This is a genomic window from Acinetobacter sp. TY2, from assembly GCF_046269225.1.
Lineage (GTDB): Bacteria > Pseudomonadota > Gammaproteobacteria > Pseudomonadales > Moraxellaceae > Acinetobacter.
Genome location: NZ_JBJZOR010000005.1, coordinates 1 through 13,221, shown reverse-complemented (window position 1 = coordinate 13,221; position 13,221 = coordinate 1). Strand labels below are relative to the sequence as shown.

Below are 13,221 nucleotides of genomic sequence, written 5' to 3'. Positions count from 1 at the left end.
CGTTATACATTGAAAAAGGGATATTTAAATATCCCTTTTTTATTTTTTAGTCACGTAACCATTAAAAAAAGATTTTACGCTTTTAGAATAGGCATTATCACTTTTATAAACATGATGATTCGCCAAATTTTTATTGCCTTTTTTATATGATTCAGAAGCGAATTATTTCCGATATATACGCATAATTCTCACTATTATCAACAATATTTTATATACCAAATGGTAAATTAACCATAAAACTCATATATTTGAGTTGAACGAAAATTTGTTACAGAAATTAAAAATTATTAAAAACAAGCGTATGATGTTCCAAATTTGTTTTTAGAGTGCTCATTTTATGTCCAACTGGTTCCCCAAATGGCAACCTTATTCAGGCAGCGTTGATGCTCGTCCTGTCGGTACCAATGAGTATCTTCCTCCCGCTCAAAGTGCTGTTTTAGGTATCCAACATGCATTTGCTATGTTTGGTGCAACGGTTCTTGCCCCATTTCTGATGGGCTTTGACCCAAACCTTGCCATTTTAATGTCAGGGATTTGTACCATTTTATTTTTCATCATGACTGGTGGACGTGTTCCTAGTTATTTAGGTTCAAGCTTTGCCTTTATTGGTGTCGTTATTGCTGCGACAGGCTATGCTGCATCGGGTACAGGTGCACCTAACCTCAACCTTGCGACTGCTGCTGGCGGGATCATGGCGTGTGGTATTTTATATGCAATTTTCGGTTTTATCGTGATGGCAACAGGTACACGATGGATTGAAAAACTCATGCCACCTGTCGTGACTGGTGCTGTAGTCATGATTATTGGTTTAAACCTTGCACCTGTAACTGTCAAAGGTGTCGCAGGTAATAACTTTAATATGTGGATGGCTTTGGTCACCGTACTGTGTATGGGTTCAATTGCTGTATTCACCAAAGGTTTATTACAACGCTTATTGTTATTGGTTGGTTTACTGTGTGCTTATTTGATCTATTTTATTGTATCGAATGTCTTGGGCAATGGTACACCAATTAACTTTACACCAATTCAACAAGCTGCATGGTTCGGAATGCCAACCTTTCACTCACCTGTTTTTGATGTCAATGCAATGCTCATCATTGCACCTATTGCACTGATTTTAGTGGCTGAAAACTTAGGTCATATCAAAGCAGTTAGCGCCATGACTGGTGAAAACTTAGATCCATACATTGGTAAAGCCTTTGTTGCCGATGGTATTGCCACCACACTTTCAGGTGGTGTAGGCGCACCAGGTATGACGACCTATGGTGAAAATATCGGTGTAATGGCTGTCACCCGTGTTTACTCAACTATTGTTTTCGTCATTGCTGGCGTATTTGCGGTTTTCTTAGGTTTTTCACCAAAGTTTGGTGCCATTATTCACACTATTCCAACGGCAATTTTAACTGGTGCTTCAATTGTAGTCTTCGGTTTAATTACTATTGCAGGCGCAAAAATTTGGATTGAAAACAAAGTTGATTTCTCCAAAAATAAAAACCTAATGGTTGCTGCTGTAACGATTATTTTAGGGACAGGTGATTTTGCCCTACAATTTGGTGACTTTAACTTAGGTGGTATTGGTACCGCTACATTCGCTGCTTTATTCTTAAATTGGATTTTTAGTTTTGCCGACAAATCAGAATAGTTTTTTTCAAAATAATAAATTGTGACTTTTTAAGCAGCCATTGGGCTGCTTTTTTTATACCTTGATTTTGACTGTCATAAATCTACTTTTTTTATCATCAACTTTAAGTAAAATAAAACTACTCTCAAGCTATTTCAGTAACAGACTCCCATGCGCCTCGACTTTTTTGACCTGCAATTGTTTCTTAATATTGTCGATACAGGTAGCCTGACTCGCGGAGCAGAGCGTTCGGCTATTTCGCTACAAGCAGCAAGTGAGCGTATCAAAAAATTAGAGCAATATTATAAAACTCATCTATTTACTCGTCATGCCAATGGAGTAAAACTCACCCTTGCGGGACAAACTTTTGCAGAACAAGCTTTATTGTTGGTACAACAAGCAAAGAAACTTGAACAAGTCATGTCACCCTATGCCAAAGGTATGACAGCTCAAATGACGCTTTGGTGTAACTCTTCTGCACAAAGTGAATATTTACCTATATTACTGCCACAATATTTGGTCGAAAATCCACATGTTCAAATAGACCTACAAGAAGCTGAAAGTCGTGAAATTATTCAAAGTATCGAAAAAGATACGGCAAAATTAGGGCTGATTTCAAATTTTTTTCATCATTCAGGCTTACAAACCCTCGAATTTTCAGATGATCCATTGGTACTCATTTGTCCACCATTTCATGAACTCAAAGATCAACAACAGCTTAATTTAATCGATATTTTGCATTATCCTTTTGTCGGTTTAATGCAATATCATTCGCTACAACAATCGATTGAAACCCAAGCAAAATTGCTCAATTGTGCAATTCAATATCGGCTTAGACTGCCAAATTTTGCTGCCATTGCTCAAGTCGTTGCCAATGGTGTTGGTATTGCAATCATGCCCAAACGTGCTGCACGGCGTTTAAATATTTTATATGATTTTCGTCAAGTAGAGCTTGTTGGAGAATGGGCAAATCGTAAACTATTGCTCGTTGCGAAAAACTTTGATGAACTCCCCTTGTCCTATCAACATTTTTCACAATTTTTAATCGAACAAAAAAATCATTTATAAATAAACTTAAATCAAACCAAACGGATGCAAAACTGAATAACATCCAAAAATCACTAAACCACAAAAGAATAGCTTACGAAATCTTTGCTCAGGAATACGGTAACGAATTTTTGTTCCTGCCCACATGCCAACCAATGCAGGAATAAGTGCAATCAATGATAATTTATAATCAATAGGCGTATCTTCTACAGGATTTAGATGTAAGAAAATCGCCAAACAAAAAGTTGATACGGTAAAAGCGAGTCCAAGTGTTTGAACTAAGTCATCACGTTTTAACTGCAAAGATTGCACATAAGGTACGACAGGAATGACCACTACGCCTGTTGCGACCGTTAAAGCCCCTCCCAAATAGCCGACCATTGGAGATAACCATTTTTCATATGGTGCAAGATTCGGCATACTTTTGGCAAATAAACCATACAACCCGTACAGTGCCAACATTCCACCGAGTAGTGCTTCACTGTGAAAGCCCGAAGTATTTTGTCCTAGAGTTGGAAAAATACTCCACACTGAACCAACAATAATTCCTAATAACAAAGGCCAAAACCGTTTAATGAGACTTAACACATTGCCCTCAGCAAAAAGTTGCCAAAGATTGGTCACAATAGATGGAATAATCAACAATGTAGCAGCTTGAAAAGGACTAATCACCAAAGTTAAAAGCCCCATAGATACAGCAGGTAAACCTAAACCAATCGTACCTTTAATCATGCCTGCAATGGTAAATACAGCAATGATAAATCCAATCATAGAACGTTCCTCAGCAATTGGGCACATGCTACAACGCCATCTATAACTGAGAAATCACTGTTTTCAGTAGTAAGCCTCAATCAATGATTGAGGCTCTCATTGCTTAAATTTAAAAGGAAGCATCCAATATTTAACAATTGGAATAGAACCAATTTATACAAATTAAAATAATTATTTAAAATTCAATAAACTACAGACCAATCAGTCTTAAAATGCAGACAAAAATCGTCTTTTATATTTTAAATTTATATTATGAGGTACAAGCAGTATCTGATTTTTTTATATTCGATATATTAAATTACGTCTTCATATCAAGACATTATCTTAGTCATAATATTTTCAAATAAATAATTCTTATATCACCTTAATAAACGTATAAATCAAATTTCAAATGAAATCGATCTAATTGAAATCGCATTAACAACAAAAGACCCTAAAGATGTTGTCAGTACATTTTTAGCAAACTCATCTAAAGATAAAGTCAAAAATACTGCATAAAAACTCGTTGTAGAAAATGCTCTGTATATGTCTTTAAGCTTTAAAAATAAGGAACTTGAACCTATAAAACCATGGTGTGGTGTATGTAAATGTCATCAAATTTATCTCGACCCTTTCTTTACTTTCAGTACGTATGGGAAGTAAATGACTTCCAAATCACTGAGATATTTGGTGAAGGGGAAAATGTCGCTGTATTTGGTCAGTTTACTTATACGTCAGTAGAGGTAGGTTGTACATTTAACTTTCCATTCTCTACTTTAGCTAAAGTCATAGATGGTCAAATTGTATATTTACAATTTATGGAAAACACGTATTTATCTGCTCGTTCTTTCCGTAAATCTGGAGCTTAGAAAGTACAAAACAAAGGTCTTCATTTACAGTAAATGAATAAAATTTGAAATGATCCCGACCTTTTATGATTGTAAGATCGAGATGGTTAAAATAAAAAAGCTGTTGCATCATACAACAGCTTTTTTATGGGCGAATTTCCTTTAATTCGCGTTGAATAAAATGCTGAATCATTTCCCGATAAATTTTTTCAACTAAATCTGGATCTGTATGTAATTGAACGGCTTGCTCACGAACTTTATTAATCACTTGCTGCACACGTTCTGGCGACTGTACATCTTCTGCTGTACGCTTAAAACGAACGGCTTGATCGACATAAAATTGGCGCGTTGCAATCATTTCAATCAGTTCCTGATCAATCAAATCAATTTTTGCTCTTGCTTGCTCTAAGTTTTCACATTTTTCTTTGTTCATTCTTAAATCGTTATCCTATTGACGATGTTCCGATTGGTTTTCTGCTTTATATTTTTGCTCAAGTACATTACTAAATATACTTTCAATCATCCAAACACGATAGAGACTATTGAAAGTATATTGTTTTCCATCAATCCTTAATTCGAGTATAGGAAAATCGGGCTGATGTTTTGCTACGCTACGTGCATCATTTTCCTGAAGTAAAGAGTTAATATCAAGTTCAGTCAGTTGCTCCACACCCAATTCACGTTGCATCTGTTGTAAATGCGCTTTGTGAGAAAAATCTTTTCCTTTTGTCCATACTGCCTGCAAAATATCATACATCGCATCAATGCGTTGCTCTTCAGGTACGCTGTAATAAAGCTGTGCAATATTTAAAATACTATCTGCAGTTGGACGACAAAATGGCGTAAATTTAACTTCGGTTCGCTTAGACAAGCGTGTAGCCAATGCCCAATCAAAAAAGTCGCGACCGTGATAACTCAACGGAAAAATATTAAGCTGAATATTATAATAATCTGCGAGTTCTTCTTTAATATACGCCAACAATAACCAACTAATGGGGTCTTCGAGCGCAATATATAAATCGAGTTCAGGATGCATCGCCTGAATCTCCGCAAGCTCTTCTGCATCACTGAGTAAATGTTCACGCCACTCAATATGATCAATCATGAAAATCGGGTTATCAATGAGTAATTTTTGTTGTTTTAAACGGCGAGTTAAGCGGAGTAAATCATCGACAGCATGATATTTCCGTCCACCAAAGTAAAAATAACTTTCTAGTACAGGCGTATGATCAAAAATACGTTCAGGTAAATTTTGTGGTTTTTGATGTTGTTTCGACATGACGTACAAAGTACGTAATTTGCCATATTGTTGTTGCCACAACATGTGAAAAACATCTTCAAGTAAATAGAGAAAATTTTGCCCCGTGAGTGGTGTATTTCTTAAAATAGTTTCAGCTTGTTGTAATGCTTCTGCGCTAGGTAGTTCTGGTTTTTCATTATCATAACTAAATCGATGCTGATTGGCTAAAATTTTGGCATCATTCAAACTATAGGTTCGCCATTCTTCCATACTCATACCGTTCGGAGGTTCTTCGGCAGTATCGGAAATCGTCACTTTTAAAGGTTTTAAAGATTCAATTAGAATATCATCGAGTTGCGTCAGTTGCTGTACAGTCAAATAACTATAAACATCATCAAGACGCAAATAAATATGTAGTCCCTGTTCCGTAGGCAGAGTCTCCTGACGTATTGGCTTTTTATAGAACCAACTCGATCGGATTGGATCAAACCAACGGCGTAGCAGTGACATGAGTTTTTGCCTCGAAATAAAATTTTGAACAGAAAAATACTGAATATGAGCAGATTCGTTTAAAACCTGTTCAAGCATAGCACCCATTCAAGATAGACGCTTCACAAAATATTGAAGTGCATCTCAAACTTATAGCAACTCATTACTCAAAGTTCAATGATTAGATTGACTTTAAATCAATTGTTTCAGTCACATTCATACAGCATTTAAGTATATTTCTGTCATAAAAAATGCACTCTTTAGAGTGCATTTTTCAATCTAATGAAAATAATTTCCATCTATACTGAGGATGAAGTCATCTTAGATCTCACGTACTGCACCACGAGAAGCACTTGTGGTATGCATTGCATAAGCTTTCAAGGCTTTCGATACTTTACGTGGACGCTCTTCAGCAGGCTTCCAACCTTTGGCATCTTGCGCTTCACGGCGAGCCGCCATAGTTGCATCATCAACCGCCAAGTGAATACCACGGTTTGGAATATCAATTTCGATACGGTCGCCATCTTCAACCAGACCAATCGCACCACCTTCAGCAGCCTCTGGTGAAACGTGACCAATCGATAGACCTGATGAACCACCTGAGAAACGACCATCGGTTAGCAAGGCACAATCTTTACCTAAACCTTTCGATTTTAGATAACTGGTTGGGTACAACATTTCTTGCATACCTGGACCACCACGTGGACCTTCATAACGAATCACAACCACATCGCCTGCCACAATTTTGCCAGCAAGAATGGCTTCCACTGCTGCATCTTGGCTTTCAAATACACGTGCTGTACCGTTGAATTTCAAGATTGAATCATCAACACCCGCAGTTTTTACAATACAACCATCCAATGCAATGTTGCCGTAAAGTACAGCTAAACCACCATCTTGTGAGAATGCATGTTCTGCATTACGAATGACACCATTTTCACGGTCACCATCTAAACGTGCATAGTAGCGGTTTTGTGAAAATGCAGTTTGCGTTGGTACGCCACCTGGTGCAGATTTAAAGAAGTTATACACATCTTCATCTTCTGTACGCATGATGTCCCATTTATCTAAAGCATCTTTCAACGTCTTTTCATGTACGGTTGGTACGGAAGTATCCAATAAACCTGCACGATCTAACTCGCCAAGAATTGACATGATGCCACCTGCGCGGTGGACATCTTCCATATGCACGTCTTGTTTTGCTGGTGCAACTTTACATAATACAGGTACTTTACGTGACAAACGGTCAATGTCTGTCATGGTGAAATCAACTTCAGCTTCGTGTGCTGCAGCCAATAAATGAAGTACTGTATTAGTTGAACCACCCATTGAAACATCAAGAGTCATCGCATTTTCAAAGGCTGCTTTGGTCGCAATTGAACGTGGTAATAGGCTGTAATCGTTTTCTTCATAATGACGTTTAGTAATTTCAACGATCAATTGACCTGCACGCTCAAATAATTTTTGACGGTTGGCATGTGTCGCAAGCGTAGAACCATTACCCGGAAGCGATAAACCTAATGCTTCCGTTAAACAGTTCATTGAATTTGCAGTAAACATACCTGAACATGAACCACAAGTTGGACACGCGGAACGCTCGTATTCGGCTACTTCTTCATCGGTGAAACTGTCATCTGCCGCAACAATCATCGCATCAACCAAGTCAATCGCATGTTCATTACCACGAATTTTGACTTTACCCGCTTCCATTGGTCCACCTGAAACGAACACGACAGGAATGTTCAAGCGCATAGATGCCATCAACATTCCTGGTGTGATTTTGTCACAGTTAGAAATACACACCATTGCATCTGCACAGTGAGCATTGACCATGTATTCCACTGAATCTGCAATCAAATCACGTGATGGTAGTGAATACAGCATGCCATCATGACCCATCGCAATACCGTCATCGACAGCAATGGTATTAAATTCTTTAGCTACGCCACCTGCTTGTTCAATTTGGCGTGCGACAAGCTGACCCAAATCTTTTAAATGTACATGACCTGGTACAAACTGGGTAAATGAGTTCACTACTGCAATAATCGGTTTACCAAAATCTTCATCTTTCATTCCTGTTGCACGCCATAAGCCACGTGCGCCAGCCATATTTCTTCCGTGTGTCGATGTTTTTGAACGATAGTCAGGCATTGTGTTATTCCAACAAGGTTTGAGCTTGAAATGAATGCTAAGATTCATTTTGGCAAATAAACTGAAATTCCGCATTGAATCAGTCAAAATATAATCACATCATACTACAGGTTACTGAGCTCTGTGATAGCAAGCCATGCGATCTTTTTTTATACGCACATAATTGGCTGATATTCCGAACTTGTCATTCAATACATCTTGAATACCTCCTAATATAAACCCATCACCTTCGATTCCATACAAAACTTATATGAATAATTTTTTATTTTTACATTAATTTTAGTTATGCTTTTTTATGTTTTTGCCAATTTTATTTTATAAAAAAGGCTTCCAAAGAAGCCTTTTTTTAATCTCTTAGTCTTATGACTGCTTAATTAAGTATAAACCTGTACATTGTTTACCTGCCACATCGGTACATAATTCTGCTGTCGTTGCTGAAACCCACTTTAAACCTAGACGAATATCAGCATTGGTATAATCTGTTGCCTGCCCACCACAACTCGCTGCTTTATTATCAGACTTAACTTTCATGGTCAAAATATCAAGCTCTTTAGCATCTTTACTGCGCATAATGGCAAATTCACCTGACATTTTTTTTTGTTTCGCTGTGTAGTTAAACTGACCTGGTTTATTAAATTGATATTTTTCTGAACATTGCGTTTTTGCATTATAAACTGACCAATTACCCCAGAATGTTTTATCGAGTGCCACTTGATTTTTATCAAATGCTTGAACCGAAAAAGCAATGCCTAGAGTACATGTAATCATTACAAATCTTTTTAACATTCAAATACTTCCTTATACAATTTAAATTAACGTTCTGGTCGTAAATACACGGGACAACTTTGACCTAATGCATCATTACAAAAATAGATCTGCTGATCTGATACTTTTTTAATAAAATTCGTAGTCGATGTCCCAGCTTGATCTATTGTACTACCAGCACAATCAGGTTGACGATTATCGGTTTTAAAACTGATCATCACTGCAGGCAACTCAAAATTAGTTGCTGCTTGCATAAAGTGATAAACCCCTGTTACGCGCTCACGATTACTCTGAATCAGAATATCCCCATTTGGTAAAAATTGATATTTTTCAATACAACTCATACCTGGTTGAATCAATCCCCAACTTTTTTCTGATTGTAGTTTTTGTACCAATGTCAGATCAGCTGATGCAGTGGATACAGCAAGTAGACCACTCAATATTCCAACTAAACTCAATAGCGTTCTTTTCATTGCTCTATACTTATCTTCAGTTTGTTATTACCACGTAATATTGACACGACGATTCGGCGCCAAACATTCCACTAACTGTATTTTTTTGTTCTCACCAGAACATTGCTGATAGCTATCGGTACGATTTTTAGCCTCAAACTGAATCCGATCCGCACTCACGCCCTGTTCAACCAACAACTGTGCAATGGTATTAGCACGAGATGCCGACAAGTTTTGGTTATAGCCATAACTACCTAAACGGTCTGTATAACCAGTCACATGAACTGCTTCTGTTTGTGATTGTTTAATCTTTGTCGCAATTTCAGAAATAATACTAGGATTTTTAATTCCTTGTTTATCACCACGATCAAAATAAAACAATATATTTGCAGCATTTTCAGCAGATAAGCCATCTGCTTCTACAGCTGATTCATTGTTTACGCCCCATGCCATTAAACCCTGACATGCCTCGCCTTTCCAATAAAGATCTTCCGACAAATACTGTTTATCGAAATCAATGCGAAGCTGACAACGCTTATATTGCTGACTATTTGGTTCACGAATATCAAGTACATAATTCCACGTCTTAACAGCAAATAGACCTTCTGAAAACTGTGGATTACCCAATAAATAACGGATTTGATCTTTGGTTAGACCTTTATCTAAACGTGCAACATCATCATATTCATAACGCTGTACTTGTTTTAAATAACTGTCTTTGATTTCTGGAAAGTGAATTTCTTCTGTCGTTTGTACTGGCGCAGCTGCATTGGTGATGGACATCATCAGACCACAGAGTGCACTGAACATAATTTTTTTCTTCAATGTATTCATTTTATTTTCCTCATATTTGGGTCGAAAAAAGGGAAGCATCTGTATGCCTCCCCCATCTGATGATTAATCAATTACACCACTGATACCAATACGAACACTTGGATCACCTTGAGATGCCGCAGCAACACCACCTGTGATCGACCAGCGACCATTATCGGCAGTTTTACGTAAGGTCACACCCACTGCATTTTCACCACCATGATAAGCGGCACCTGCAGCATAAGTATATTTACCTGGAATATACGGTGCAGATTCAAGCGCCATTGCTGCTGCAATACCTGCATTGGCTTTTTGCTCAACATTATCAATACGGTCATTAGTCACGCGGAATGCATCATCCAATTTGGTACTGACATTATCAATTTTTTGATTCAGCGCTTGATCCGCCTGATTCAATGCATCAATTGCACCACCAACATTGTTATGTTTACTGTCACCAACGGTATAGCTTGGTGCAGTGAAACTTCCAGTAATATTGTCATACGCGGCACCACCACCAAGATACTTAACAACTGCATCATTAGTCGTGTTCAATTGGCTACCATTCACTGCATCTTTCGATGTTGAATTCACAGCACCATTTGCAACACCTGTCACAACACGATCACCATCTTTACCAGCAACGTTAACGGTTGTACCACCTGAGTCTTTACCAATCGTAATTGGTGCAGTCGCATTTTCTTGCTGAACAATTCCCGCTTTACCACTCGTAATGTTATTAATATTCGATTGAATATTATTAATGTCAGATGTGTTTTGATCAACTTGCTGCTGAACATTCCATAATTGACCACCATTAACGGCATCTTTTGAACCTTCAGCAACATTGCCGTCTTTCACATTCGTAATCGTTGTGCCTTTGCCATCTGTCCCACCAGCTAAAGTAATACTGCCCTTATTCACAGTACCATCTGGGTTCTTATCATATTGAACAGCAGAATTATTAACATTATTAATCTGATCACTCAACTGATTACTTACAGATTTCAACTGTGCAACATTTACCGCATCTGAATCTGCAGTACCTGCTGCTACACCTGTAATCTGACGATAAACTCCAGCTGAAGCATTACCTACAGCTACTGCACCTGTTGTTGATGTCGTTGCCAAAATAGCAGCTTGATCTGCAGCAGCCGCATTCGCAGAAATATAACCCGCTATACCAGCGCCTGTTGTTGCAGCAGACTTATTACCCAATACAACTGAACCTTCAACTGTCTGAGTGACATCATTACCAAGTACAAAAGTATTGTCTGTACTAATCGTATTGTTATTACCCACCGAATAACTATTGTTGCCATTAATAATTGATGGATCGCCTAAGGCACCAGAATTATTACCTTTAACAATATTACCCTTACCAATACTAATCGATTGATTACCTAATGCTTGTGCACCGTCACCAATTGCAATTGATGAAGCACCTCCTACAATTGAACTATGACCTAAAACTACAGATGCCGTCGCTGAAGCTAGAGCGCTTGTATTATGTCCTAATGCAACTGAACTCATCGCACCTGTAGCGACAATTGCATTTACACCAATTGCTGTAGAATCTAAACCACCAGCGCTCGAGTCATTCGTTGTACCCAATGAACCTTTGCTCATATCCGCATTGGTATGGAAGTATTTCACACCTTCCGTATTCATTTTTTGTACTGTTTGAGCAATGGTTAAACGATCTGTCGTTTGCTGACCTTCTTTGTTGTACGTTAGGAATAATGAGTCCTGATTATTATTATCAGGGTTCTTATTCACAATGACATCTGAAATATTGATGGTCGTTGTTCCACCCTTACCATCATCAATTTCAACATTAGTAATATTGTCTTTAATCGATTGATTAACAACCAACAATTGATCTTCTGTAGCAGCCTGACCACTTACAATATTGTCAGGGTTCCAAGTTTTATTGGTTAAGCCATTCAATGTACCTGTTGTACCATTAAGTGTAATGGCGTTAGTACCTGTACCAACGGTAATTTTATCAGTTGCAGTCACAGTGCTTAATTTCAAATCTTTATTTAAAGCGAAATCAATTTTATTGCCTGTTTTAGTTACTGTTAAATTTTCTTCACTATCAGCGGTACCAATATCTACAGTATCTCCTGCCTTAATTGCACTTGAATTCTGACCATTAGAATTTAACATCCACCCGGTATCAAGAGCACTAATTGCAGCCCCAACATTTTTATAGTCAGTGCCATTTACTGCATATGTTGGTGCCGTAACTGTACCATCCGAGTTATATGATGAGTTTCCACCTAGCGCATCCATCATTGCTATGTAAGTACCATATAGTTGGCTACCATTTACAGCATCTTTAGACGTTAAGCTAACCTCACCTCCTTTTAAATTCGTTATCGTTGTTCCATTGGTACCCGCAAGTGTCACACTATCTTTGTTCGCTTTAGTCGGATCTGTTGGATCTGCATCATATCTAACTGCAAAATCATTCGTTGTTTGTTGCACGTCACTGACTAACTTTAATTGTTCTTCAGTTGCGGCGCGACCAGCAGAGGCAAAGTCAGCTGCTGTAAGATTCTTATTACTTAAACCAGTAATATCACCTTTTGCAGCATCTAATTTCAGTGTATTTATGCCGTTAGAGACAGAAATATTACCCGCTGTAACGTTAGTCACATTGCCTGCACCATCCGTAATCGTACTACCACCCGCTGTAAGGGTATTGTTCTTACCTGTTGGTGTTCCTGTTGAATCGGTTTCTACTACGCTCACCCCAGCATTATTGACTGTGGTATCGCCTGTTTTAACACTGCCGTCTTTGCCTAAATCAATGTTTTTCGCAAGTTGGACTGTCAGTTTGTCTGTGCCATCTGCAACGACACCTATATTACCTGTCGTCAGTTTCGTTGCATCTGTTTCGCCACCAACAACTTTAACCGTTTGTCCTAGATCACGATGGACATTAGCTCCGCTGTCGCCTGCAAAGTTTAAGCCTGCTTTGGTCGTACCTGCACCAATACTATCGACATAGTCTTTATTCGCAGCATCTTTGCCATT

10 protein-coding genes are annotated in these 13,221 nt (G+C 38.1%); 2 read left to right on the top strand and 8 right to left on the bottom strand.

Features of this window, described 5'->3' with window-relative positions; all coding sequences use genetic code 11:
• The first annotated feature begins 337 nt into the window (after window positions 1-337).
• Together ACK1JC_RS04165 and ACK1JC_RS04160 are read left to right on the top strand one after the other, a co-directional pair.
• Window positions 338-1,642, top strand: a complete 1,305-nt coding sequence (locus tag ACK1JC_RS04165) for a solute carrier family 23 protein (protein WP_409510601.1) — start codon at window positions 338-340, stop codon at window positions 1,640-1,642.
• 150 nt (window positions 1,643-1,792) lie between these two features.
• The gene (locus tag ACK1JC_RS04160) at window positions 1,793-2,689 is read left to right on the top strand and encodes a LysR family transcriptional regulator (protein ID WP_409510600.1); all 897 of its coding nucleotides are present in this window, start codon (window positions 1,793-1,795) and stop codon (window positions 2,687-2,689) included.
• Between the two features lie 6 nt (window positions 2,690-2,695).
• On the opposite strand, the gene ACK1JC_RS04155 is transcribed toward ACK1JC_RS04160, so the two are convergent.
• From ACK1JC_RS04155 to ACK1JC_RS04120, 8 genes are all read right to left on the bottom strand, one after another.
• Window positions 2,696-3,439 (bottom strand): sulfite exporter TauE/SafE family protein, encoded by a 744-nt coding sequence (locus tag ACK1JC_RS04155; protein WP_409510599.1) that lies wholly within the window; start codon window positions 3,437-3,439, stop codon window positions 2,696-2,698.
• Window positions 3,440-4,411: 972 nt separating this feature from the next.
• Window positions 4,412-4,699, bottom strand: a complete 288-nt coding sequence (locus ACK1JC_RS04150) for a chorismate mutase (RefSeq protein WP_409510598.1) — start codon at window positions 4,697-4,699, stop codon at window positions 4,412-4,414.
• A 15-nt stretch (window positions 4,700-4,714) separates the two neighbouring features.
• Window positions 4,715-6,016, bottom strand: a complete 1,302-nt coding sequence (locus ACK1JC_RS04145) for a hypothetical protein (RefSeq protein ID WP_409510597.1) — start codon at window positions 6,014-6,016, stop codon at window positions 4,715-4,717.
• Window positions 6,017-6,316: 300 nt separating this feature from the next.
• Entirely contained in the window at window positions 6,317-8,146 is a 1,830-nt protein-coding gene (gene ilvD / locus ACK1JC_RS04140) for a dihydroxy-acid dehydratase (RefSeq protein WP_409510596.1), read from the bottom strand.
• 360 nt (window positions 8,147-8,506) lie between these two features.
• Window positions 8,507-8,932 (bottom strand): hypothetical protein, encoded by a 426-nt coding sequence (locus ACK1JC_RS04135; protein WP_409510595.1) that lies wholly within the window; start codon window positions 8,930-8,932, stop codon window positions 8,507-8,509.
• 26 nt (window positions 8,933-8,958) lie between these two features.
• On the bottom strand, window positions 8,959-9,384 hold the full coding sequence (locus ACK1JC_RS04130; protein ID WP_409510594.1) for a hypothetical protein: 426 nt from the start codon (window positions 9,382-9,384) through the stop codon (window positions 8,959-8,961).
• 27 nt (window positions 9,385-9,411) lie between these two features.
• Complete coding sequence (gene tpgA / locus ACK1JC_RS04125) at window positions 9,412-10,197, bottom strand: trimeric autotransporter adhesin/peptidogylcan-associated protein TpgA (RefSeq protein WP_409510593.1); 786 nt, start codon at window positions 10,195-10,197, stop codon at window positions 9,412-9,414.
• A gap of 63 nt (window positions 10,198-10,260) precedes the next feature.
• A partial coding sequence (locus ACK1JC_RS04120; protein ID WP_409510592.1) for a YadA-like family protein occupies window positions 10,261-13,221 on the bottom strand: 2,961 nt, incomplete at its 5' end.

What these genes read in the sequence shown, in the direction of transcription:
- ACK1JC_RS04130 (WP_409510594.1), bottom strand. Translation starts at nt 9,384, where the DNA reads ATGAAAAGAACGCTATTGAGTTTAGTTGGAATATTGAGTGGTCTACTT.
- ACK1JC_RS04160 (WP_409510600.1), top strand. Translation starts at nt 1,793, where the DNA reads ATGCGCCTCGACTTTTTTGACCTGCAATTGTTTCTTAATATTGTCGAT.
- ilvD (WP_409510596.1), bottom strand. Translation starts at nt 8,146, where the DNA reads ATGCCTGACTATCGTTCAAAAACATCGACACACGGAAGAAATATGGCT.
- ACK1JC_RS04165 (WP_409510601.1), top strand. Translation starts at nt 338, where the DNA reads ATGTCCAACTGGTTCCCCAAATGGCAACCTTATTCAGGCAGCGTTGAT.
- ACK1JC_RS04155 (WP_409510599.1), bottom strand. Translation starts at nt 3,439, where the DNA reads ATGATTGGATTTATCATTGCTGTATTTACCATTGCAGGCATGATTAAA.
- tpgA (WP_409510593.1), bottom strand. Translation starts at nt 10,197, where the DNA reads ATGAATACATTGAAGAAAAAAATTATGTTCAGTGCACTCTGTGGTCTG.
- ACK1JC_RS04145 (WP_409510597.1), bottom strand. Translation starts at nt 6,016, where the DNA reads ATGTCACTGCTACGCCGTTGGTTTGATCCAATCCGATCGAGTTGGTTC.
- ACK1JC_RS04135 (WP_409510595.1), bottom strand. Translation starts at nt 8,932, where the DNA reads ATGTTAAAAAGATTTGTAATGATTACATGTACTCTAGGCATTGCTTTT.
- ACK1JC_RS04150 (WP_409510598.1), bottom strand. Translation starts at nt 4,699, where the DNA reads ATGAACAAAGAAAAATGTGAAAACTTAGAGCAAGCAAGAGCAAAAATT.